This is a genomic window from Mesorhizobium sp. M0051 (genome assembly GCF_040323235.1).
Lineage (GTDB): Bacteria > Pseudomonadota > Alphaproteobacteria > Rhizobiales > Rhizobiaceae > Mesorhizobium.
Genome location: NZ_JAMYUT010000003.1, coordinates 128,923 through 149,256 on the forward strand (window position 1 = coordinate 128,923; position 20,334 = coordinate 149,256).

Sequence of the window (20,334 nt, forward strand, 5' to 3'; positions counted from 1 at the left end):
TGCACGAAGCGACGTGGCTCGCTATTTCAGGCGCCATGAAGGTCAAGGAAGCAGATATTCTCATCGTGCCGGGCTACACCAATTCCGGGCCCGACCATTGGCAGAGCCGCTGGCAATCGAAGCTGTCGACGGCGCGCAGGGTCGAGCAGGCCGAGTGGTCGAAGCCGGTACGCGACGACTGGACAACCAGCGTGGCCAAGGCGGTCAACGAAGCCAAGAAGCCGGTCGTCATCGTCGCGCACTCGCTCGGCGTCGCCACGGCGGTGCAAGCCATCCCGCAATTCCGCAAGCCGGTTGCCGGGGCCTTCTTCGTTGCGCCGCCCGATGTCGCCAATCCCGAGATCAGGCCGAGGCACCTGATGACCTTCGGCCCCTACCCGCGCGAGCCGCTGCCCTTTCCGTCCATCGTGATCGCCAGCCGCAACGATCCGTTCTGCGCCTTCGATGTCGCCGAGGACATTGCCGGAGCGTGGGGTTCGCTGTTCGTCGATGCCGGCGCGACCGGTCACCTCAACGCGGATTCGGGCTTTGGTCCCTGGCCCGAAGGCTCGATGACCTTCGCCAAATTCCTGACGGACCTGTAATACGTCGCTGTCAAAGCTTCCGCACGGACCCGCCCGGATAGGCCCGGCTGTGCTTGTGTGAACAATAATTTAATGCACATCGGGGTAAGATCTTCGGTGACGGCACGCTCTGTTCACCTGGAAGATTATTCTCGTGCGCTAAACGGGCAATTTTCCAAGAAAAACGGCCCTACTTGCGCAAAGATGCTTCACTCGAATTGTTGAGAGGTGTCGCGGCACTCATTGTTCTGAATGGGCACTGTTTGCGTGCTTTTGCGCCGTTGGCGATAGGAGAGGGAGACAAGGCGGCGCAATCGCTCAAGACAAGTCCGGCTTTCATCGCCTTCAATGGCGGCTCCGCCGTCTACTTGTTTTTCGTGCTCTCTTCCTATGTGCTTGTGAAGCGTTATTTTCAGACCCGCGAGGCGCAAGACCTGTGGCTGGGTGCCATAAAGCGTTTGCCTCGTCTGGCTGGACCCGTGCTTGTCGTGGTTCTCTTGTCCTGTGTCCTCTTCAAGCTCGACCTGTATTTCTTCGAGGATGCGGCGGCGGTCACCCAATCTGAGTGGCTCGGCAGATTCGGCAATGCTCCAAAGGTGCTGTCGCGGGAGACAGCGAGTTTCTCCGATGCGTTCCTGCAAGGGGCCTGGCGGACGTTCATTTACGGCGACAAATATTATGACAGCAGCCTGTGGACCATGACGGTCGAGTTCTGGGGCAGCATGCTGACTTTCGCACTCGCCCCGATCGTCTTTTTCTTCCATGGCCGCGGGACGCTGGTATCCTGGTTTTGCATAGCGACAGGCGCATTCCTGACGGTACAAGTCAGCTACTTCTTTTGTGCCTTTCCGGCCAGCCTCCTGCTCTATCCGCTTCTCGCCATGGGATTTCGTCCGAATCCCTGGGTGAGAGGCGCCATGGCGATGATTTCCCTGGCGCTGCTGGGTTATGCGGGGGATGCGGTAGGCCTATATCGGCCCTTTGCACTGCTTGAGGCTATGGTGTCCGATGATGTAGGCCTGCGGCAATCCTGCGTGGCCATTCCGGCCAGCATCATGTTGGTCTATGCCGTGCTGAGTACGGATGAGCCGCCGTCATGGTCTTCGAGCAAGGCGGCACGTTTCCTGGGCGATCTGTCCTTCCCACTCTATCTCGTGCATGTACCCGTCATCTGCTCGCTCGGGTCATGGGTCCTGCTGGCCAGCGGCTCCGCCGCGCTCGGCGCCGCCGCCGCCATACTGGGTTCGATCCTCGCGGCATTGCCGCTGATGGCCTTCAACAATTGGTGGGTCCGTGCACTCGGCGTCCTGTTCAACAAATTCAGACGCAGCACACCGGCCGCGGCGATGACCGCGGCAGCGCGGGCCTGACGACACGATGCTGCAGCGACAATTGGGCTTGTAGCGACAATTGGTCCGTTCGGGTTCAGGACCCGATCGAATCCCTGACGCTGTTGATCAGGGCTTTTGCACCGAGTCCGATCAGCGCGTGTTCGGATCCCATGGCCAGCAGCCGGTAGCCCATCGATACGACACGACCGGCAATTGTCGGGTCGACAACATAGATCGCCGCATATTTGCCGGCCTTGCGCGTGCGCTCGGCGACCGACGCCACTGTCTCCATCATGCTTTCCAGTGTGGAATCGACCGTGGCGCCATTGCTCCAGGCGATCGAGAAATCCGATGGGCCGAGGAAGATGCCGTCGATGCCAGGCGTGTCGAGAATGCCATCGAGCGCATCGAGGGCGGCGCGCGTTTCGACCATGGCGAAGGCCAGCACGCGCTGGTTGGTGTCGCGCAGCCATTCGGCCTGGTCGCCCTTGCCGTGGCGTGGAAAGGCGTAGGTCGGGCCCCAGGAACGCTCGCCGACCGGCGGGTATTTCATGGCGGCGGCGAACAGTTTGGCGTCAGCCACCGAATTCACCATCGGCGCAATGACCGCCTCGGCGCCAAAATCGAGCGCACGGCTCGCCATGTCGAAACGTCCGACCGGAATGCGCACCAGCGCCGGCTTTCCGGCAGCGAGCACCGGCACCAGCCCACGCAGCACGCTATCCTCGTGATGGCCGCCATGCTGCATGTCGAGCGTGACGGCATCAAAGCCCTGCTTGGCGACGATTTCGACGGTCAGGGCATCCGGCACGCCGGACCATGCGGTGAACAGCGTTTCATCGGCTGCAAGACGGGACTTCAGGGACATCTAATCGCTTCCTTGTTAACGACAGCAGTTTCAGCCGGAAACCGCGGCAAAGGCAAAGAAAAACCGCCCGGATAGGCCGGGCGGTCGATTGGTCCAGTCATTCTTTGGTCTGTCGCAGGTTTTCTGTCGCAAAGCCGTTGGCCACTTTTGCGGAACCTGCTTCGGCCGGATCAGGTGTTCTTGATCTCTTCGATCGCCTGCGCCATCAACTCGTCCATGGTGCGGCGGATCTGATGGTCCGACTGATCTACGCCGGCGGCATCGAAATCCTTTCGGATCTTGCGGAACACGTCGTGATCGCCGGCTTCCTCGATGTCGGAAACAACCACTTCCCTGGCATAAGCGTCGGCGTCGGTGCCGGACTTTCCAAGCTTTTCGGCGGCCCACAGGCCGAGCGCCTTGTTGCGGCGCGCCGAGGCCTTGAACCGAAGCTCCTCGTCGAAAGCAAATTTGCGCTCGAAGCCCTCTTCGCGGTCTTTCATGCTGCTCATGGCGTCCCTCCGGGTCAAATTCGATTCGTTGGCGGTGGATATGTGTGTTGCCAAAGCACAAACCAAAAGGTCGCGGGCCGGTCAATACGCTTCGTCGCATGCTGCGCTGCGGCATTTCGATCCCGAAAGCGGTTGATTGGAAGGATTTGCCGATTGAGCAAACGATGTGATTGGGATAGACCCGGCATTGAACCCTACCGTAAGCCGCACTATTTCAGGCAGACGGACAGGAAATGGTCTGATACCGCCTGTCCGGAACCCCAGAGAAAAAATCAGATGAAAAATCGCCGCCGCATTTATGAAGGCAAGGCCAAGATCCTCTATGAGGGACCCGAGCCGGGTACGCTCATCCAGTTCTTCAAGGACGACGCCACCGCGTTCAACAAGAAGAAACATGAAGTCGTCGACGGCAAGGGCGTGCTCAACAACCGTATTTCGGAGCACATCTTCAATCACCTCAACCGCATGGGCATCCCGACCCATTTCATCCGCCGGCTCAACATGCGCGAGCAGTTGATCAAGGAAGTCGAGATCATTCCGCTCGAGGTGGTCGTGCGCAACGTCGCCGCCGGTTCGCTGTCCAAGCGCCTCGGTATCGATGAAGGCACCGTTCTGCCGCGCTCGATCATCGAATTCTATTACAAGGCCGACGCGCTCGACGATCCGATGGTGTCGGAAGAGCACATTACCGCGTTCGGCTGGGCGAGCCCGCAGGAGATCGACGACGTCATGGCGCTGGCCATCCGCGTCAACGACTTCCTCTCCGGCCTGTTCATGGGCGTCGGCATCCAGCTCGTCGATTTCAAGATCGAATGCGGCCGCCTGTTCGAGGGCGACATGATGCGCATCGTCGTCGCCGATGAGATTTCGCCGGATTCCTGCCGCCTGTGGGACGTAGCGACGCATGACAAGCTCGACAAGGACCGCTTCCGCCGCGACATGGGCGGCCTCGTCGAAGCCTACCAGGAAGTTGCCCGCCGCCTCGGCATCATGAACGAGAACGAGCCGCCGCGCCCCACCGGCCCGGTGCTTGTCGCCTCGACCGACGGCCTCAAAGGCAAGCCGCACTGAATAGCGGCTTGCAACCCGATAGTCAGAACAGGAGCATGTCCAGCGTGATCAAGGCCCGCATTACCGTCACACTCAAGAACGGCGTGCTTGACCCGCAAGGCAAGGCGATCGAACACGCCCTGTCGGGCCTGGGTTTTGGCGGCGTCGGCGCGGTGCGGCAGGGCAAGGTGTTCGACGTCGAGCTGGCGGAAAGCGACAAGGCCAAAGCCGAGGCGGACCTCAAGGCGATGTGCGACAAGCTGCTGGCGAATACGGTGATTGAGAATTATAGTGTGGCGATTACCTGAGGTTGCGCCGGAGGCACTATGCCGGAAGTCACGAATGAGCCGATGTACGAGCTTCTTAAGCGCGTGCATCATGAAATTGGTGAACTTCGTCAGGATGGTTCCGAGACGAAGCGGGAATTGAATGTGATGCGGGGTCACATGGTGGCGACGCAAAGCGATATCCATAACATTTATGGCATTCTCGCCCGTCAGGACGAGCGCCTCGAACGCATAGAGCGACGCCTCGACTTACGCGAACTCGCCGAAAACCAAAGGCCTTTCGAACCGAAATGAAATCAGCTGTCGTCCTTCTGCCTGGCCTCAACCGCGACCGTGACATGATCGCGGCGCTGACCAAGATTTCGGGAAAGCCGCCGATCACTGTCTGGCAGACCGACACCGAAATCCCCGATGTCGACCTGATCGCCATTCCCGGCGGTTTTTCCTTTGGCGATTATCTGCGCTGCGGCGCGATTGCCGCGCGCATGCCGGTCATGCGGGCGGTGGCCGAAAAGGCAGCCGCGGGCGTGACAGTCATCGGCGTTTGCAACGGTTTCCAGATCCTGGTCGAGGCCGGCCTGCTGCCGGGCGCCTTGATGCGCAACACATCGCTGAAATTCGTCTGCCGGCAAGTGAAGCTTGAGATCACCAACGCCAACACGATGTTCACCCGCCGCTACCAGCCAGGCCAGATCATCCGCACGCCGGTTGCGCATCATGACGGCAATTATTTCGCCGACGCCGACACACTCGCCCGTCTCGAAGGCGAAGGCCAGGTGGTGTTCCGCTATGCGGACGGCACCAATCCCAACGGCTCGATCAACGACATTGCCGGCATCATCAACGACCGCGGCAATGTGCTCGGCCTGATGCCGCACCCGGAAAACCTGATCGAAGCAGCCCATGGCGGTACCGACGGCCGGGGACTGTTCGAAAGTGCGCTTGGCATCGCCGCCTGACCTCTTCGAGGCAAGCGTCTTGAAAACATCCGGACATTCCTGTCTCTTTGTCGAGGCAAGTCCAGTTCATGGGGGAGAAAAACGGTCATGAAACTCTATTCGCGGCCGTTGTCGCCCTACTCGTCGATTGTGCGGGCGCTGGCCTACATCAAGGACGTGCCGCTCAAGATCATCGCGCCACCGCCCGGCTTTCCCATCCCGGAAGGATTTCGCGCCATCTCGCCGATGAACCGGATTCCGGTGCTGATCACCGGCTCAGGCGAAACGATCGTCGAATCGGTGGTCATCGCCGAGTATCTCGAAGAGCGATTTCCGGAACCGGCACTGCTGCCGCCCGATTCCAAGGACCGCGCGCTGGTGCGCATGTTCGCCCGCATCACCGATCTCGATGTGCTGACCCCGATGATGAAGCTTTTCGAGCTTCATTCCATGCCGAAGCGAAACAGTGCCGAGATCGACGCCCAGTTCATCCGGCTGCACCACGGGCTGGCAGCGATCGAGGAGCGCATGGCGCACGGGCCCTTCGCGCTCGGTGACGATATCAGTTTCGCCGATGCCTGGCTGACGCCGACGCGGTTCATCTTCAACAATTTCCGCGCCATGACAGGACGCCGCGACCTGCTCGACGCCTACCCGAAATTCGACGCCTATGAGCAGATCGCCTCGCAGCACCCGGCATTGTCGCGGGTGTGGGGCGAGATGTCTGACGGCCAGAAGATGTTTCTGTCCGAGCTTGAGATGGGTGCCGCTTGACCAGGAGCAAGGCGATCGCGCTGGTTGCCGCGGCGGCTTTCGCTCTCACATCCTGCCAATCGACCCCGAAGAGCACGCCTGTGCCCTCGGGCAAGAGTGCAGCGCTGCTGGCCATGGAACAGGTGGCGATATCGGCCCATAAATGCTGGATCGCCAGCAAGGACCCAGCCTTCAAACAGTATCAGATGGCCAATGAACTGAATTCGTTCAGCGGCACGCCGCGTTTCCTGCTGGTGCCGGCCAAACACTATGGCGGCAAACCGTTGCTGGTCGTTCAGGCGCAAGGCAATTCAAGCCGCGTCGATGTGTTCGGGCCGCTGATGAACGATCCGCTCGGTGCCCGCATCGGATCGGACATCGCCCGCTGGCAAGCCGGCAATCCGGCCTGCGCCGCGACCGCCTAGACGTCATGTTCCGAGGCCTGAGATCGGTGGCCCGCCCTTTCGTGCGATTAAGAGACGAGGGTTGCTCGGATAGGCCGAGCCGATCCTCACGCACGGAGGACGAGCCATGGGAGAGTATAGCGAAGCATTTGTCGCGTTTGATGTAGCCAAGAAGAAGCATGCGGTGGCGATCGCAGCGGGCGGCCGCACGGGCGAAGTCCGGTTTCTCGGTGAGGTCGAGAATAGGCCGGCTGCGATAGAGCGGACGATCAAGAAGCTGGGAAAAAGGTACGATCGACTGCACGTCTGCTTCGAGGCCGGACCGACTGGTTACGGACTTTGCCGTCAGGTCCGCGATCTTGGTCACGACTGCATGGTGGTTGCGCCCGCCCTGATTCCGAAGCGGTCGGGCGAGCGCATCAAGACGAACCGAAGGGAGGCGGTCACTCTGGCGCGGCTGCATCGGGCGGGCGAACTGACCGGAGTGTGGGTACCGGACGTCGTCCACGAGGCTGTCCGCGATCTGGTGCGGGCTCGGGAATCCGGAGCCGACGACCTGCGCCGCAAACGCCAGCAGCTGCTCTCCTTCCTTCTGCGCCATGGTCGGATCTACGAGGGCGGCGGTCATTGGACATTGGCGCACCGGCGCTGGCTTGCCCGCCAGAGCTTCGAGCATCCGGCGCAGCAGATCGTGTTCCAAGAGAAGATCGACGCGATCGAGGACGCGGTTCAGCGGCTACGCCGCTTGGACGAGCAGCTGAGCGCCGTCGTGCCCACCTGGTCCATGGCGCGGGTCGTCGAGGCCTATCAGGCGATGCGCGGTGCCTCGTTCCTGGTCGCAGTAATCTTCGCGGCCGAGATCGGGGATGTGCGCCGCTTCGATACACCGCCGCAGTTGATGGCCTTCCTCGGCCTGGTTCCGGGGGAGCGTTCGACCGGCGACACGGTCCGCAGGTCGAGCCTTACACTCGCCGGCAATCGACGCGCCCGCCGCGCCTTGGTCGAAGCGGCCTGGACTTACCGCTATCCCGCCAGGGTCAGCGAGGCCCTGAGGCTCCGGCTCGAGGGGTTACCCAAAGCTGTCCGCGACATCGCCTGGAAGGCGCAGGTCCGGCTCTGCGCTCGCTATCGTCGCCTCAACGCCGCCGGCAAGAAGCCACCGGTGGTCGTGGCCGCGATCGCGCGCGAGATGGCCGCCTTCCTGTGGGCCATTGGGCAGGAGGTCGAACCGTCATAGACGAGTCTCGACCCAGCCCGCTGCACAGGGCCGGGGGTGGGGCCACGGTGGGGAACTCCCGTCGCTAGTTATGTGGCCGAGCCAATCCGCCCGACGCCCGCCCTCTAGACCGAGGACAGCCCCGAGACGAAGACACGGAAGGCGGTATCCAACCCGCGGATGTCTGATCAACCGTCGTCTCTGAGCTCCACCCCCGACCCTGTGCAGTTCCAGCCAATCCGACTGCTTTGCACACTCGCGCCAAGCAGTTGTTCCCTCTCGCCTTCAGCCTTGACAGGGAACATGAGAGAGCTAGCGCATGGGCCGCTTTCTGCAGATGACGGGGCTGGCCATCGGTCTGGCCGGGCTCGTCCTGCAGTTCTGCATCAGCATTCCGGCGTCGATGGAGGCAGGCCGCAGCCTGCTTGGCTCCATCGTTTTCGTTTTCAGCTTCTTCACCATCCTGACCAACATCGGTGCGGTGCTGGTGTACGTGTCGCTGCTGTCGCCCGCCGGCTATGCCTGGCTGCCGGCCTTCGCCGGGACGCGCATACGGGCCGGCGTTGCCGTTTCGATCGCGTTGGTCTTCATCATCTACGCCGCGGTGCTGGCACAGCTCTGGCAGCCGCAGGGACTGTTCCTGCTCTGCGACGTCCTTCTGCACTATGTGACGGCGCTGCTGTTCGTGTTGTGGTGGCTGACATCGGGCGCCGACGGTCGGACGCGCTGGAGCGACATCTCCTGGTGGGTGCTCTATCCCGTCGCCTATCTGATCTATGCGCTGATGCGGGCGCCGTTTGCAGGCGAGGTGCCCTACCCGTTCCTGGACGTCGCCAGGAACGGCCCGGCCAGCGTTGCCATCTCGGCGGCCGCCATCACCGGACTTTTTCTCGTGCTGTGCGTGGTTGCCGTCCTTGCGGACCATGGCGTTGCGCGCACCCGGCTATCGAGCGTCCGCTAGAGCGGCATGCATTGTGGCACCTCTGCGACGCCAAGCGAATCCGCTTGGCTGCAAAATGCCTTGGCTTTCAGTCCCAGAAGGGTCTGATACCCTCGCGGTGGGCATCGCAGCGCGAGACCCCGATATCCTTGAGTTGGTCATCAGTCATTTCCAGAAGCGCCAGCCTGCTGCGCCGACGCTCCAGCAGATGGCCGATCCATCTCGCCAGCGACCTGGCCAAGCGCACCAGACGGGTGACAAAGCCACTTTGGCTCGATGGGCGTGCCGATTGACCTGATAGTTCGGTTCTCGAAGAGCGGATTGTAGCGATTGTGCTCATTTTCTTCCTACCCGAATTCCAAATTGCACCCTTTTTTGGCAATTCCGATATGTATTGACTCACAATTCGGCGCAATATAGAAAATTGTCACCATGACAAATTGGCTTCCAGATCTCACTGCCGGCTCCGGCCCGCTGTATCAGCGCCTGGCGGATTCAATCGAAACGGATATCGATCGGGGTGTGATCGAAGCCGGAGCAAAGCTGCCGCCGCAACGCGACCTCGCCTACGACATCGGCACCACGGTCGGCACGGTCGGCCGGGCCTATCAATTGCTGCGCGAGCGCGGGCTGGTGAGCGGCGAAGTCGGGCGTGGAACCTATGTACTCGGTCAGCGCGCCGACGGCGCGAAACCGAACCTGCCGGCGCCGGTCACCAGTGGCGAAGGCACTCGCCATATCGATGCACCGCGCGGCAAATTGCGTTTCGACAGCACGGCAGCGCCAGACATCGGCCAGGGCGCTGATATCGCCGATATCCTGTCGCGCACGACGCAGGACCACCCGCATGAGATTTCAAGCTATACCAGGGACTTCCCCGACCGCTGGTACGAAGCCGGCGCCCGCTGGCTATCGCGCAATTCGTTCAGACCTAATGCCGAGACCATCGTCCCCACGCTCGGCACCCACGCCGCGGTGATGGCGGCGATCGCGGCACTCACCACCCCTGGCGACTATGTCGCCTTCGAGCACCTCACCTACTCGCAGATTTCCCGTAGCGCCGGCCTGATCGGTCGACGCACCGCACTGGTGGCATCGGACGACGAAGGTATCGACCCCCAGGATTTCGAGCGCGTCTGCGCGCAAAAGCATCCCAGGATGATCTTCCTGATGCCTACGGCGCAGAATCCCACGCTGGCGACCTTGTCGGCGGCGCGCCGCGAGGCAATCGCGCGTGTCGCGCGCGAATACAATGTCATCCTCATCGAGGACGATCTCTACGGCAATTTGACAGACGATCCGACACCGTTGCTGGCCGAATATGCCCCTGAACGCACCATTGTGGCGGGTGGCCTGTCCAAGTCGGTCGCGGCCGGTGTGCGCGGCGGCTGGCTTTCCTGCCCGCCTGCCTATCGCCATCGCATCCGCGTCGCCCACAAGATGATGACCGGCGGCATGCCTTTCCTGCTGGCCGAGGTGAATACAAGGCTGGTGCTGTCGGGCCAGGCGGACGAGATACGCAAGAACAGCATCGGCGAAATCCACGCCCGCATCGCGATCGTGCGAGAGACTTTGGCCGGCTTCGCGTTCAAGGCACACGACAGGGTGCCTTTTGTCTGGATGACCCTACCCGATCCCTGGCTTTCCGGCACCTTCAAGAACGCCTGCCTCGAACATGGCGTGCTGATCGACGACGAGGATGAGTTCAAGGCCGGCCGTTCCGAGCAGGTTTTCCACGGCGTCCGCTTCGGCATTTCGCAGCCACGGCAGCGCAAGGACATTGCCGAGGGAGTCGCGGTGATCCGGCGACTTCTCGATGAAGGCCGTGCCGGCTACGACAGCTTCTCCTGACGCCCTGTGGTTTTGTCCGGTTTTCCGTCATTTTCGTCGAACCATGGGTGTATCGGCCTTAAAGCTTGCGATAAGACGTGACTCAAAATCCCAACGCGCCCCGGATAAAAATCGCTGCCCATGACCATTTCCAATTCCGTGCCGATCACCCCTGAGCTTATCGCCGCGCACGGGCTGAAGCCCGACGAGTATCAGCGCATTCTCGATCTTGTCGGGCGCGAACCGAGCTTCACCGAACTCGGCATCTTCTCGGCGATGTGGAATGAGCATTGTTCGTACAAATCGTCGAAGAAGTGGCTGCGCACGCTGCCGACCACGGGCCCACAGGTCATCCAGGGCCCGGGCGAGAATGCCGGCGTGGTCGACATCGGCGACGGCGACTGCGTCGTCTTCAAGATGGAGAGCCACAACCACCCGTCCTACATCGAGCCCTATCAGGGTGCGGCGACCGGCGTCGGCGGCATATTGCGCGACGTCTTCACCATGGGCGCGCGGCCGATCGCTGCGATGAATGCACTGCGCTTCGGCGCGCCTGACCACCCCAAGACCAGGCATCTCGTTTCGGGCGTGGTTTCCGGGGTCGGCGGCTATGGCAACGCCTTCGGCGTGCCGACGGTCGGCGGCGAGGTCAATTTCGACGCCCGCTACAACGGCAACATCCTGGTCAACGCTTTTGCGGCCGGCATTGCCAAGACCGACGCGATCTTCCTGTCGGAAGCCAAGGGCGTCGGCCTGCCTGTCGTCTATCTCGGCGCCAAGACCGGCCGCGACGGCGTCGGCGGCGCCACCATGGCTTCAGCTGAATTCGACGACAAGATCGACGAGAAGCGCCCGACCGTGCAGGTCGGCGATCCTTTCACCGAAAAGTGCCTGCTGGAAGCCTGCCTCGAACTGATGGCCTCGGGCGCCGTGATCGCCATCCAGGACATGGGTGCCGCCGGTCTGACCTGCTCGGCGGTCGAGATGGGTGCCAAGGGCGACCTCGGCATCGAGCTCGATCTCGACAAGGTGCCGGTGCGTGAAGAGCGCATGAGCGCCTATGAAATGATGCTTTCGGAAAGCCAGGAGCGCATGCTGATGGTGCTGCGCCCCGAAAAGGAACAGGAAGCCGAGGCGATCTTCCACAAATGGGGGCTCGACTTCGCCATCGTCGGCAGGACCACCGACGATCTGCGTTTTCGCGTGCTGCACCAAGGGGATCAGGTCGCCGACCTGCCGATCAAGGATCTCGGCGACAAAGCACCGGAATATGACCGGCCGTGGGTCGAGCCGAAGAAGCCGGCGCCGCTGGCCGCCGATGACGTGCCGCAAGCCGACGTGGCCGATGCGCTGTTGAAGCTGCTCGGCGGACCGGATCTTTCCTCGCGCCGTTGGGTCTGGGAGCAATACGACACACTGATCCAGGGCAATTCGCTGCAGCTTCCCGGCGGCGATGCCGGTGTGGTGCGCGTCGACGGCCATCCAACCAAGGCGCTCGCTTTTTCGTCCGACGTGACGCCGCGCTATTGCGAGGCCGACCCCTACGAGGGCGGCAAGCAGGCGGTGGCCGAATGCTGGCGCAATTTGACCGCCACCGGCGCCCTGCCGCTGGCTGCCACCGACAATCTCAATTTCGGCAACCCGGAGCGGCCCGAGATCATGGGTCAGTTGGTCGGCGCGGTGAAAGGCATCGGCGAGGCCTGCCGCGCACTCGGCTTCCCGATCGTCTCCGGCAATGTCTCGCTCTACAACGAAACCAACGGCCAGGGCATTTTGCCGACGCCGACGATCGGCGGCGTCGGTCTGATCGCCGACTGGTCGAAGATGGTGCGGACCGGCTTTGCCGCGCAAGGCCAGATGATCCTGCTGGTCGGCGCGCCGGACTCCTGGGGAACGCATCTCGGCCAGTCGGTCTATTTCAGGGACATCCACGGCCGCACCGATGGCCCGCCGCCACCGGTCGATCTGGACCATGAAAAACGCGTCGGCGACCATGTGCGCGCTCTGATCGCATCCGGCATCGTCACGGCGGCCCATGACGTGTCCGATGGCGGTATCGCGGTGGCTTTGGCCGAAATGGCGATGGCCTCCGGCATCGGCGCGACCGTTCCCGGGCTTGTCGGCACCGATCCGATCCCGGTCTGGTTCGGTGAGGATCAGGGCCGTTATCTGCTGACGCTGTCGATCGACCCGCATGGCGATGAATGGGACGCGATCCGCAAGCAGCAGGGCGAACTCGGCATCTTCGCGCCGTGGATCGGCTCTACCGGCGGCAGCGCACTGAAGCTTGGCGAGGCGCGGGCAATCCCGGTCAGCGAACTGACCGGGGCGCACGAGGGCTGGTTCCCACGCTTCATGGATCAGGCCACTTGACCAGAGCATGATCCCCAAAAGTGGACACCGGTTTTCGGGGACAAACGGAAAACCGATTTTGTCCAGAGGTCATGGCCAACCACAGAATCTGGCTGCCCGGGCGCTGCTTGCAGTCATTTTCTGGCCGTCGCTGTTCTTCTTCTGGTTCCTCGGGCCGTTCCTCTTCTTCCTGCTTTCGACGACCTCAAGCGAGGTTTGCGCCCAGCTGGAAACACGCGCGCAGTTTCTTGCCGCGGCCAACGGCGCTATCCCGATGCTCATCGCGCAGAACCTCATCTACGCGATCCCGATCGTCTGCCTGGTGTTGTGGAGCCGCCTTGCGCCGGATCCGGCACGGGCAAGGCATATCGTCACCTGCATCAAGCTTTTCGCTTGCGCCGTGGTCATAGGGGCGCTGTGGGAGTACGGCTCGTCGCTTATCTGCGACGGTTACGGTCAACCGTTCTTCTCGCCAGCCTGGCAGATGACGAGTTATCTCCCCGTAATCAGCCTGATTATCAACATTCCCCTCTATGTGCTGGCTTTCAGCCTTGGCCGCGCTTTTTCGACGCGTGAGGACGTTGCCGAGGATGAAGCTAGCCCACAAGCCTAAATCTCTCCCTGAGATTCCCGGATCGTCTTGCCCTTGATGGGACAGAACGTCTTCAATCCGGACCGGAAAGGCTTTAGGCTCGCCCGACTCTCATCTAATGGCCGGCTACCGGCCGCTCGAAACAGGATTCTGCCATGGCAATGGATGCCCGCGACATCGAAAAACTGATCAAGGACGGCATTCCGGACGCCAAGGTGACGATTCGCGATCTCGCCGGTGACGGCGACCATTATGCGGCCGAGGTGGTGGCCGAGAGCTTTCGGGGAAAAACCCGCGTGCAGCAGCACCAGATGGTTTATGACGCGCTGAAGGGCAATATGGGCGGCGTGCTGCACGCGCTGGCGCTGCAGACCAGCGTTCCCGACTAAAACGCACAAGAACGAAGACGGCAACCATGACCAGCAGCAGCGATACGCCAATCGCTAGGCGAGCCTACGCCTCGTTTGCCGATCGCTATGATGCGTTTGCTCCCGGCAAGCCGCACAATGCGCTCTATGAGCGCCCGGCCTCGCTGGCACTTGTCGGCGACGTCACCGGGCTCGACATCCTCGATGCCGGCTGCGGGTCCGGCATCTGCTCGGAAAAGCTGGCACAGGCCGGTGCGCGCGTCAGGGCATTCGATGTCACGCCGGAGATGGCGGCAATCGCCAGCCGACGATGCGCCGGGCTCGATGTGGAGATCCGCGTCGGCGACATGACGAAGCCTCTGGACTGGCTCGCCGATCACAGTGTCGACGGCGTGCTTTGCGCGCTGGCGCTCGACTATGTCGAGACCCTCAAGCCGGTTTTCTCGGAATTCTATCGCGTCGCACGGCCAGGTAGCTGGCTGGTCTTCTCGATGGGTCACCCGATGCGCGACTGGGCGGATGCCCGCAGCAGGGGCGAGAAGAGCTATTTCGAGACCAATCGCTGGGGCATGCACTGGGGCGGTTTCGGGGAACCCAATCCCTATGTCGAATCCTACCGCAGGCCACTCGGCGACATTCTCAACGGCCTTGTCGACACCGGCTGGACACTCGACCACTTTGTCGAGCCACTTCCCTTGCCCGAAATGGAAACCGTCGATCCCCGCCACTTTGCCGAACTGAGCCTGGCGCCGGCGTTCATCTGTGTGCGTGCGCGCAAATAACATTGCCCGATCGACAACAGAGGCCGCAACGGCCGCTTGGCCCAACACAGCCCATCCTTTGCGCCATTTCAGCTACGGCACGGCTAAAGTCTTGTTTCGAGCAATCGTTGGGTTTATTTGAATGGAAATGTTTCGAGCCTGACTCCCACAGGCGGGAAAGGATATTCAATGAGCGGCATCAACGACTACATCGACAACGAAGTGAAGGGCAACGACGTCGTCCTTTTCATGAAGGGCACGCCCGGTTTCCCGCAATGTGGGTTTTCCGGCCAGGTCGTCCAGATTCTTGACTATATCGGCGCGGACTACAAAGGCGTGAATGTTCTGGACTCCGCAGAACTGCGCCAGGGCATCAAGGAATATTCCAACTGGCCGACGATCCCGCAGCTTTACGTCAAGGGCGAATTCGTGGGCGGCTGCGATATTGTGCGTGAGATGTTCCAGGCGGGCGAACTTCAGACATTCCTTGTCGAAAAGGGCGTCAGCGTCAAAGGCGCCGCCTGACTTTTGTTTTCGTGCATGTCGGCCGCCTGACCGCCGCACACATGCATGAAACGCAGGGCACCTCGGCAATTTTCATGTCCTGAACTAGGGACCAAGACGAGCCAATGCGCCGGCCCGCCGGCGCATTTTCGTTTGAAAGATCGGACTTGCCGTGGACCAGCAAAAGTCAGCGCCGCAATCGGCAAGCAAACTGCCCATTCCTCGCTGGGAATTCATTGCGCTGTGCGCTGCGCTGATGGCGCTGAACTCGCTGGCCATCGACATCATGCTGCCCGCTCTGCAGCAGATCGGCGCCTCGCTTGGCGTCGAGAACGAAAACCACCGGCAATATGTGATCACCGCCTATATTCTGGGCTTTGGCGGCGGCCAGCTGTTCTTCGGGCCGATCTCGGATCGCTTCGGCCGTCGCGCACCGCTTGTCGCCGGGCTGGTGATCTATGTCGCCGCGGCTGCGGCGGCCGCCGTTGTACCAAGCTTTGAAACACTCCTCTTGTGCCGGGCCGTGCAAGGCATTGGCGCTGCCGCGACGCGCGTCATCGCCGTCTCGATCGTGCGCGATACGTTCGATGGCCGACGCATGGCCGAAGTGATGTCGCTGATCTTCATGGTGTTCATGGCGATACCGGTCATTGCCCCCGGCATCGGCCAGTTCATCATGCTGTTAGCGACATGGCATTGGATCTTCGTCACCATGGCCGTCGGTGCACTCATTGTCTCGGCCTGGTCGCTGCTTCGCCTGCCCGAAACATTGCATCCCGAACATCGCCGGCTGATGACCGTCAACTCCATTGTCGGCGGGTTTCGCATCGTGCTCACCAACCGCGTTGCGATCTGCTATGCCTTCGCCAGCACCTTCATTTTCGGCGCCATGTTCGGCTTCATCGCCTCGGCGCAGCAGATCTATGTCGGCATATTCAATGTCGGCGAGATGTTCCCGGTCATCTTCGCCGGGGTTGCGGGCGTGCTTGCTTTCTCCAACTTCCTGAACTCGCGCCTTGTCGGCCGCATCGGCATGCGCCGCCTGTCGCAGAGCGCGCTGCTGCTGTTCCTGGTCATCAGCCTTGCCTGGCTGGTCGTTTCGCTGGAAATGAAGATGCCGCTCTGGCTGTTCATCACCTTCTTTGCCTGCGCCATGCTACCGTTCGGCGCCCTCGGCGCGAATTTCAACGCGCTGGCCATGGAGCCGCTCGGCCAACTGGCGGGCACGGCGTCATCCATCCTGGGTTTCATGCAGACTTTTTTGGGCGGCATTCTCGGCACGCTGATCGGCCAGGCGTTCAACGGCACGGTGACGCCGCTGGCCGCCGGCTTCTGCAGCGTCTCGGTGGCAGCGCTGCTGATGATTTTCATCGCCGAGCGCGGCAAGATGTTCCAGCCGCAGAACCCGCCCGTCTCTGGGCACATCACCGACTTGCATTAGGACGCACCCTCAAGGGCTGCCGTGAAGCGAGGGGCAAGCATACGCCCCGCGATGGCTTCGCCCATGCTGTCCGAAAAGGGCAATGGCAGGGCATCGTCGAGTGCCCTGAGGATTGAAGCCACGAAGGCCCGGCTGAGCTGGGCATCGGTCCCCAGATCGGAATACGTGGCGCGAGGCTTGCCAATCAGTGTGCCGTTGCGACGAAGCGAGAACCGCAGCGTCAGGGACATGCCGGCGGTTCCGGGCGGCGGCTTCCAACAGGCGTAGATTGCGTCGGACATCTCTTTTATCGTGTCGACGGGATCGGGATTGCGACAGGTGCGCTCTTGCGATCTTGCCTCGTTGGAGCTGGCAAACAAGGCGGCGGCAAGTGCCGCCGCGACAATTGCGAACCGAGGTTTCATTCGAGAGCCTCCGGATTTGCGTGAGATTGCACCGCTCCTTCAGCCGGACACCGCCGGTTCGGACACTGGCCGCAGGATTGATCCTATTGCGCCCAGAGTTCGCGGCGCAATTCCTGCCAGCTTTCCAGATCGGGCGCGACAAGCAGGCCGCCGCCGAGATGCGAGGGCAGATAGGCGCTGCCGTCGAAGCGCGCGGCATGGCCGCCGGCTTCGGCATGGATCAGCACACCGGCCAGATGGTCCCACGGCATCAGCTTGTTGTAGACCACGAAGTGGGCATGGCCGCTGGCCAGCAGGCGGTATTCGTGCGCCGCGCAGCGATAGGCGAATTGCGACAGGATCTTCGTCTGGTTGCGCGCCAGCCGCGACCGCTCGGGCTCGGACATATACTGCCAGGAGACCGAGCCTGTCATTTCCGAGATCGGCGCAGGTGCCGCGACATGCACCTTCTCGATGCTGCCATGCGCATGCCGGATATGGCTGCCGGCGCCCTTGGCACCGATCAGCCAGTCCTTGCCGACCGGATCGTGGATGATGCCGGCAACGGTCTCGCCCTTGACCACGACCGCCAGCATGACGCCGAACAAGGGCACGCCGGAGGCGAAGTTGAAAGTGCCATCCACCGGGTCGATGACGAACGCCAGATCGGCATCAACGAGGCCATCAAGCAGTGCCGGATTGTCGGAACAGGCCTCCTCGCCGACGACCATCGCCGAGGGGTAACGCTCACGCAGCCGCTCGGTGATGAGCCGCTCGGCATCGACGTCGGCTTCCGTCACCAGGTCGGCGGCCGAGGTCTTCTGGCGGATGTCGCCCTCGCCCAGCCGGCGAAAGCGAGGCATGATTTCGGCTTTCGCGGCGTCGGATAGAAGGCCAGCGAGCCAGTCGATCGCAGTATCGTCAAATGTCATCGGCTTGCCTTGTGCCGACGGTCTCATTGAGCGCCGCGAAATCGAACAGCTTTCTGTCGAGCAAATGCGATGGCCTGCTGTTCGACAGCGCGCGCAGCATCGTGTCCTTGCGGCCGGGCATGCGCTTTTCCACGCCCTCCAGCATGGCCTTCATGGCGTTGCGCTGGAGACCCTCCTGGCTGCCGCAGAGATCGCAGGGAATGATCGGGAATCGCATCGCGGTAGCAAATTTCTCGAGGTCGCCCTCGGCGCAATAGCTCAGCGGCCGCAGCACCATGACGTCGCCGTCGTCGTTGAGCAGCTTTGGCGGCATGGCGGCGAGACGGCCGCCGTGGAACAGGTTCATGAGGAAGGTCTCGAGAATGTCCTCGCGATGGTGGCCGAGCACCAGCGCCGAGCACCCCTCCTCACGCGCTATACGGTAGAGATGGCCGCGCCTGAGCCGCGAACAGAGCGAGCAATAGGTGCTGCCCGCAGGCAGCTTGTCGGTGACGACGGAATAAGTGTCCTGATATTCGATGCGATGCGGGATGGCGTATCTGTCGAGATAATCGGGCAGAATGTGCTTGGGGAAATTCGGTTGGCCCTGGTCGAGATTGCAGGCCAGCAATTCGACCGGCAGCAGCCCGCGCCATTTGAGATCAAGCAGCACGGCGAGCAGCCCGTAGGAATCCTTGCCGCCCGACAGCGCGACCAGCCAGCGTTGGCCGGGCTTCACCATCGAAAAATCCTCGATCGCCTGCCGGGTCAGCCGCAACAGCCGCTTGCGCAGTTTGTTGAACTCGACCGAGGACGGCGCATCGGCAAACAATGGATGGAAGCCGCCCGCGGTGTCGGCTGCTGGTTCAAGCGATTCGGCGTCTGGCAACATGTTCATGGCGTCAGTTCCAAAATCCTGGAGCTACGATCGTTCGGCACTTCGTTGCGCCCGGAATTAGCGGACATGGCCGAGAAAGAAAAGGCAGACAAAGAAAAGGCCGCCTCGACGGCGGCCTTTGAATGGTATCGCAAATGCGTTCGCTCAGCGCGAATGGAATTCGTCGCTTAGCGCGAATAGAATTCGACGACCAGGTTCGGTTCCATCTGCACGGCGAATGGAACGTCCGCCAGGCCGGGGATGCGCGAGAAGGTCGCGACCATCTTGTTGTGATCGGCTTCGATGTAGTCCGGCACGTCGCGCTCGGCGAGACCGACCGCTTCCAGGACGATGACCAGCTGCTTCGACTTTTCGCGGACTTCGACGACGTCGCCCGGCTTGCAGCGGTACGAGCCGATGTTGACGCGCTTGCCGTTGACGTTGACGTGGCCGTGGTTGACGAACTGACGAGCGGCGAAAATGGTCGGCACGAACTTGGCGCGGTAGACGACCGCGTCGAGACGCGACTCGAGCAGGCCGATCAGGTTCTCCGAGGTGTCGCCCTTGCGGCGGTCCGCCTCTTCATAGACCTTGCGGAACTGCTTTTCCGAAACGTCGCCATAGTGACCCTTCAGCTTCTGCTTGGCGCGCAGCTGCAGGCCGAAATCGGAAAGCTTGCCCTTGCGGCGCTGGCCATGCTGGCCGGGGCCGTATTCACGCTTGTTGACCGGGGACTTCGGGCGGCCCCAGATATTTTCGCCAAGACGGCGGTCGATCTTGTACTTCGCGGATTCGCGCTTGCTCATCGCATTCCCTTTTCAAAACAACACACCCGGAACCTCATGGTCCGGGTGAAGGAAACGCGCCCTCCTCTGGCCTCCGTTTTCGAGACCTGACAGGGTTTTCCCACGCAACGCGGCGGAAAACCCACGGGACACGTCAGTTCAAACAAGATAGCAGAATTGAGTTTCCACGCATCTTGCGCACATAAAGAAAACCACCGGGCATTGCGGCCCGGTGTTGGCGCGCTGATTAAACGGAGATTTAACCGGTGTCAAGCTCACTGCTGGCCTTGGGTTTGGCGGCGATATAGCGTCTCTGGGTTGAGTGCGGTGCCGGACGTGGCGGGAGGTTGCGCCAACGGCATTAGGAAGGGACTTGAGCAAAGGAGCCACAATTCGCATGAAGAAGTTCTTCCTTACGCTGACGGGAGCCGCGGTGTTGGCGGGATCCATGGCGGTCATAACGCCGGAGCCGGCAATGGCGCGGCACTGGAGTGGCCACCGGCAGCACGAGGTCTGCCGCATCGTGGTCAAGAAGAAGATTGTCTGGCGGCACGGCCACAAGAGGGTCATCCGTTACAAAGTCAAGCGCTGCTGGGCGCGCTGGTAGGCTCCCGGTTCGGTCTCAGGCGGCCGACATATCGTTTCAAAGCCCGCGGTCTTGGCCGCGGGCTTTTTCATTCCGGCTCATG

25 protein-coding genes are annotated in these 20,334 nt (G+C 61.8%); 18 read left to right on the forward strand and 7 right to left on the reverse strand.

The window, feature by feature from the left end; all coding sequences use genetic code 11:
- The first annotated feature begins 35 nt into the window (after nucleotides 1–35).
- Together NKJ90_RS04395 and NKJ90_RS04400 are read left to right on the forward strand one after the other, a co-directional pair.
- The gene (locus NKJ90_RS04395) at nucleotides 36–584 is read left to right on the forward strand and encodes an RBBP9/YdeN family alpha/beta hydrolase (protein ID WP_352485714.1); all 549 of its coding nucleotides are present in this window, start codon (nucleotides 36–38) and stop codon (nucleotides 582–584) included.
- A 242-nt stretch (nucleotides 585–826) separates the two neighbouring features.
- Nucleotides 827–1,933: an acyltransferase family protein gene (locus tag NKJ90_RS04400; protein WP_502904884.1), complete on the forward strand. Its 1,107-nt coding sequence runs from the start codon at nucleotides 827–829 to the stop codon at nucleotides 1,931–1,933.
- Between the two features lie 55 nt (nucleotides 1,934–1,988).
- Here the strand turns inward: NKJ90_RS04400 and NKJ90_RS04405 are convergent, their stop codons facing one another.
- Nucleotides 1,989–2,762, reverse strand: coding sequence for an HpcH/HpaI aldolase family protein (locus NKJ90_RS04405; protein WP_023759517.1), 774 nt, complete (start codon nucleotides 2,760–2,762; stop codon nucleotides 1,989–1,991).
- 170 nt (nucleotides 2,763–2,932) lie between these two features.
- Entirely contained in the window at nucleotides 2,933–3,253 is a 321-nt protein-coding gene (locus NKJ90_RS04410; protein WP_023759518.1) for a DUF1476 domain-containing protein, read from the reverse strand.
- 276 nt (nucleotides 3,254–3,529) lie between these two features.
- Here NKJ90_RS04410 and purC point away from each other — a divergent pair, with 276 nt between their 5' ends.
- The 8 genes from purC to NKJ90_RS04450 all read left to right on the forward strand — a co-directional run bounded on the left by purC (nucleotide 3,530) and on the right by NKJ90_RS04450 (nucleotide 8,862).
- Nucleotides 3,530–4,324: a phosphoribosylaminoimidazolesuccinocarboxamide synthase gene (gene purC / locus NKJ90_RS04415; RefSeq protein ID WP_023759520.1), complete on the forward strand. Its 795-nt coding sequence runs from the start codon at nucleotides 3,530–3,532 to the stop codon at nucleotides 4,322–4,324.
- 44 nt (nucleotides 4,325–4,368) lie between these two features.
- Nucleotides 4,369–4,611 (forward strand): phosphoribosylformylglycinamidine synthase subunit PurS, encoded by a 243-nt coding sequence (gene purS / locus NKJ90_RS04420; RefSeq protein ID WP_023759521.1) that lies wholly within the window; start codon nucleotides 4,369–4,371, stop codon nucleotides 4,609–4,611.
- An 18-nt stretch (nucleotides 4,612–4,629) separates the two neighbouring features.
- Complete coding sequence (locus tag NKJ90_RS04425; RefSeq protein WP_023759522.1) at nucleotides 4,630–4,884, forward strand: hypothetical protein; 255 nt, start codon at nucleotides 4,630–4,632, stop codon at nucleotides 4,882–4,884.
- Complete coding sequence (gene purQ, locus NKJ90_RS04430) at nucleotides 4,881–5,549, forward strand: phosphoribosylformylglycinamidine synthase subunit PurQ (protein ID WP_023759523.1); 669 nt, start codon at nucleotides 4,881–4,883, stop codon at nucleotides 5,547–5,549. The genes NKJ90_RS04425 and purQ overlap by 4 nt, the downstream gene beginning before the upstream one ends.
- An 87-nt stretch (nucleotides 5,550–5,636) precedes the next feature.
- A complete protein-coding gene (locus NKJ90_RS04435) occupies nucleotides 5,637–6,302 on the forward strand; it encodes a glutathione S-transferase family protein (protein ID WP_023759524.1) in 666 nt (221 codons plus the stop codon).
- Entirely contained in the window at nucleotides 6,299–6,706 is a 408-nt protein-coding gene (locus tag NKJ90_RS04440) for a hypothetical protein (protein ID WP_023759525.1), read from the forward strand. Before NKJ90_RS04435 ends, NKJ90_RS04440 begins: the two co-directional genes overlap by 4 nt.
- A 106-nt stretch (nucleotides 6,707–6,812) precedes the next feature.
- Nucleotides 6,813–7,922, forward strand: a complete 1,110-nt coding sequence (locus NKJ90_RS04445) for an IS110 family RNA-guided transposase (RefSeq protein ID WP_023759526.1) — start codon at nucleotides 6,813–6,815, stop codon at nucleotides 7,920–7,922.
- Nucleotides 7,923–8,220: 298 nt separating this feature from the next.
- Nucleotides 8,221–8,862 carry a Pr6Pr family membrane protein gene (locus NKJ90_RS04450; protein ID WP_023759527.1) on the forward strand — a complete coding sequence of 214 codons (642 nt, stop codon included), beginning with the start codon at nucleotides 8,221–8,223 and terminating at the stop codon, nucleotides 8,860–8,862.
- A 67-nt stretch (nucleotides 8,863–8,929) separates the two neighbouring features.
- On the opposite strand, the gene NKJ90_RS04455 is transcribed toward NKJ90_RS04450, so the two are convergent.
- Nucleotides 8,930–9,181, reverse strand: coding sequence for a DUF1127 domain-containing protein (locus NKJ90_RS04455; RefSeq protein WP_023759528.1), 252 nt, complete (start codon nucleotides 9,179–9,181; stop codon nucleotides 8,930–8,932).
- Between the two features lie 92 nt (nucleotides 9,182–9,273).
- Between NKJ90_RS04455 and NKJ90_RS04460 the strand changes: the two genes are divergently transcribed.
- The 7 genes from NKJ90_RS04460 to NKJ90_RS04490 all read left to right on the forward strand — a co-directional run bounded on the left by NKJ90_RS04460 (nucleotide 9,274) and on the right by NKJ90_RS04490 (nucleotide 16,689).
- Nucleotides 9,274–10,692: an aminotransferase-like domain-containing protein gene (locus tag NKJ90_RS04460; protein ID WP_023759529.1), complete on the forward strand. Its 1,419-nt coding sequence runs from the start codon at nucleotides 9,274–9,276 to the stop codon at nucleotides 10,690–10,692.
- Between the two features lie 120 nt (nucleotides 10,693–10,812).
- Nucleotides 10,813–13,044 carry a phosphoribosylformylglycinamidine synthase subunit PurL gene (purL, locus tag NKJ90_RS04465; protein WP_023759530.1) on the forward strand — a complete coding sequence of 744 codons (2,232 nt, stop codon included), beginning with the start codon at nucleotides 10,813–10,815 and terminating at the stop codon, nucleotides 13,042–13,044.
- A 58-nt stretch (nucleotides 13,045–13,102) separates the two neighbouring features.
- Complete coding sequence (locus tag NKJ90_RS04470; protein WP_245266619.1) at nucleotides 13,103–13,636, forward strand: hypothetical protein; 534 nt, start codon at nucleotides 13,103–13,105, stop codon at nucleotides 13,634–13,636.
- Between the two features lie 134 nt (nucleotides 13,637–13,770).
- Nucleotides 13,771–14,004: a BolA/IbaG family iron-sulfur metabolism protein gene (locus tag NKJ90_RS04475; RefSeq protein ID WP_023759532.1), complete on the forward strand. Its 234-nt coding sequence runs from the start codon at nucleotides 13,771–13,773 to the stop codon at nucleotides 14,002–14,004.
- A 26-nt stretch (nucleotides 14,005–14,030) separates the two neighbouring features.
- Nucleotides 14,031–14,765 (forward strand): class I SAM-dependent DNA methyltransferase, encoded by a 735-nt coding sequence (locus tag NKJ90_RS04480; protein ID WP_023759533.1) that lies wholly within the window; start codon nucleotides 14,031–14,033, stop codon nucleotides 14,763–14,765.
- 168 nt (nucleotides 14,766–14,933) lie between these two features.
- Nucleotides 14,934–15,269, forward strand: coding sequence for a Grx4 family monothiol glutaredoxin (gene grxD, locus NKJ90_RS04485; RefSeq protein ID WP_013532137.1), 336 nt, complete (start codon nucleotides 14,934–14,936; stop codon nucleotides 15,267–15,269).
- Between the two features lie 151 nt (nucleotides 15,270–15,420).
- Entirely contained in the window at nucleotides 15,421–16,689 is a 1,269-nt protein-coding gene (locus NKJ90_RS04490) for a multidrug effflux MFS transporter (protein ID WP_023759534.1), read from the forward strand.
- On the opposite strand, the gene NKJ90_RS04495 is transcribed toward NKJ90_RS04490, so the two are convergent.
- The 4 genes from NKJ90_RS04495 to rpsD all read right to left on the reverse strand — a co-directional run bounded on the left by NKJ90_RS04495 (nucleotide 16,686) and on the right by rpsD (nucleotide 19,666).
- Nucleotides 16,686–17,093, reverse strand: a complete 408-nt coding sequence (locus NKJ90_RS04495) for a UCP034077 family protein (RefSeq protein WP_023759535.1) — start codon at nucleotides 17,091–17,093, stop codon at nucleotides 16,686–16,688. The two genes, NKJ90_RS04490 and NKJ90_RS04495, sit on opposite strands and share 4 nt — an antisense overlap.
- A gap of 83 nt (nucleotides 17,094–17,176) precedes the next feature.
- Nucleotides 17,177–18,004, reverse strand: a complete 828-nt coding sequence (locus NKJ90_RS04500; RefSeq protein WP_023759536.1) for an inositol monophosphatase family protein — start codon at nucleotides 18,002–18,004, stop codon at nucleotides 17,177–17,179.
- Nucleotides 17,994–18,881: a tRNA 2-thiocytidine(32) synthetase TtcA gene (gene ttcA / locus NKJ90_RS04505; RefSeq protein WP_023759537.1), complete on the reverse strand. Its 888-nt coding sequence runs from the start codon at nucleotides 18,879–18,881 to the stop codon at nucleotides 17,994–17,996. The genes NKJ90_RS04500 and ttcA overlap by 11 nt, the downstream gene beginning before the upstream one ends.
- 167 nt (nucleotides 18,882–19,048) lie before the next feature.
- On the reverse strand, nucleotides 19,049–19,666 hold the full coding sequence (gene rpsD, locus NKJ90_RS04510; protein ID WP_023759539.1) for a 30S ribosomal protein S4: 618 nt from the start codon (nucleotides 19,664–19,666) through the stop codon (nucleotides 19,049–19,051).
- 376 nt (nucleotides 19,667–20,042) lie between these two features.
- Between rpsD and NKJ90_RS04515 the strand changes: the two genes are divergently transcribed.
- Nucleotides 20,043–20,252 carry a hypothetical protein gene (locus NKJ90_RS04515; protein WP_023759540.1) on the forward strand — a complete coding sequence of 70 codons (210 nt, stop codon included), beginning with the start codon at nucleotides 20,043–20,045 and terminating at the stop codon, nucleotides 20,250–20,252.
- Nucleotides 20,253–20,334: the final 82 nt, after the last annotated feature.

Coding starts and splice junctions, on each gene's coding strand:
- NKJ90_RS04395 (WP_352485714.1), top strand. CDS start 36: ATGAAGGTCAAGGAAGCAGATATTCTCATCGTGCCGGGCTACACCAAT.
- NKJ90_RS04455 (WP_023759528.1), bottom strand. CDS start 9,181: ATGAGCACAATCGCTACAATCCGCTCTTCGAGAACCGAACTATCAGGT.
- NKJ90_RS04410 (WP_023759518.1), bottom strand. CDS start 3,253: ATGAGCAGCATGAAAGACCGCGAAGAGGGCTTCGAGCGCAAATTTGCT.
- NKJ90_RS04445 (WP_023759526.1), top strand. CDS start 6,813: ATGGGAGAGTATAGCGAAGCATTTGTCGCGTTTGATGTAGCCAAGAAG.
- NKJ90_RS04405 (WP_023759517.1), bottom strand. CDS start 2,762: ATGTCCCTGAAGTCCCGTCTTGCAGCCGATGAAACGCTGTTCACCGCA.
- ttcA (WP_023759537.1), bottom strand. CDS start 18,881: ATGAACATGTTGCCAGACGCCGAATCGCTTGAACCAGCAGCCGACACC.
- NKJ90_RS04450 (WP_023759527.1), top strand. CDS start 8,221: ATGGGCCGCTTTCTGCAGATGACGGGGCTGGCCATCGGTCTGGCCGGG.
- NKJ90_RS04460 (WP_023759529.1), top strand. CDS start 9,274: ATGACAAATTGGCTTCCAGATCTCACTGCCGGCTCCGGCCCGCTGTAT.
- rpsD (WP_023759539.1), bottom strand. CDS start 19,666: ATGAGCAAGCGCGAATCCGCGAAGTACAAGATCGACCGCCGTCTTGGC.
- NKJ90_RS04515 (WP_023759540.1), top strand. CDS start 20,043: ATGAAGAAGTTCTTCCTTACGCTGACGGGAGCCGCGGTGTTGGCGGGA.
- NKJ90_RS04475 (WP_023759532.1), top strand. CDS start 13,771: ATGGCAATGGATGCCCGCGACATCGAAAAACTGATCAAGGACGGCATT.
- NKJ90_RS04500 (WP_023759536.1), bottom strand. CDS start 18,004: ATGACATTTGACGATACTGCGATCGACTGGCTCGCTGGCCTTCTATCC.
- NKJ90_RS04495 (WP_023759535.1), bottom strand. CDS start 17,093: ATGAAACCTCGGTTCGCAATTGTCGCGGCGGCACTTGCCGCCGCCTTG.
- purQ (WP_023759523.1), top strand. CDS start 4,881: ATGAAATCAGCTGTCGTCCTTCTGCCTGGCCTCAACCGCGACCGTGAC.
- NKJ90_RS04425 (WP_023759522.1), top strand. CDS start 4,630: ATGCCGGAAGTCACGAATGAGCCGATGTACGAGCTTCTTAAGCGCGTG.
- NKJ90_RS04480 (WP_023759533.1), top strand. CDS start 14,031: ATGACCAGCAGCAGCGATACGCCAATCGCTAGGCGAGCCTACGCCTCG.
- NKJ90_RS04435 (WP_023759524.1), top strand. CDS start 5,637: ATGAAACTCTATTCGCGGCCGTTGTCGCCCTACTCGTCGATTGTGCGG.
- purL (WP_023759530.1), top strand. CDS start 10,813: ATGACCATTTCCAATTCCGTGCCGATCACCCCTGAGCTTATCGCCGCG.
- grxD (WP_013532137.1), top strand. CDS start 14,934: ATGAGCGGCATCAACGACTACATCGACAACGAAGTGAAGGGCAACGAC.
- purC (WP_023759520.1), top strand. CDS start 3,530: ATGAAAAATCGCCGCCGCATTTATGAAGGCAAGGCCAAGATCCTCTAT.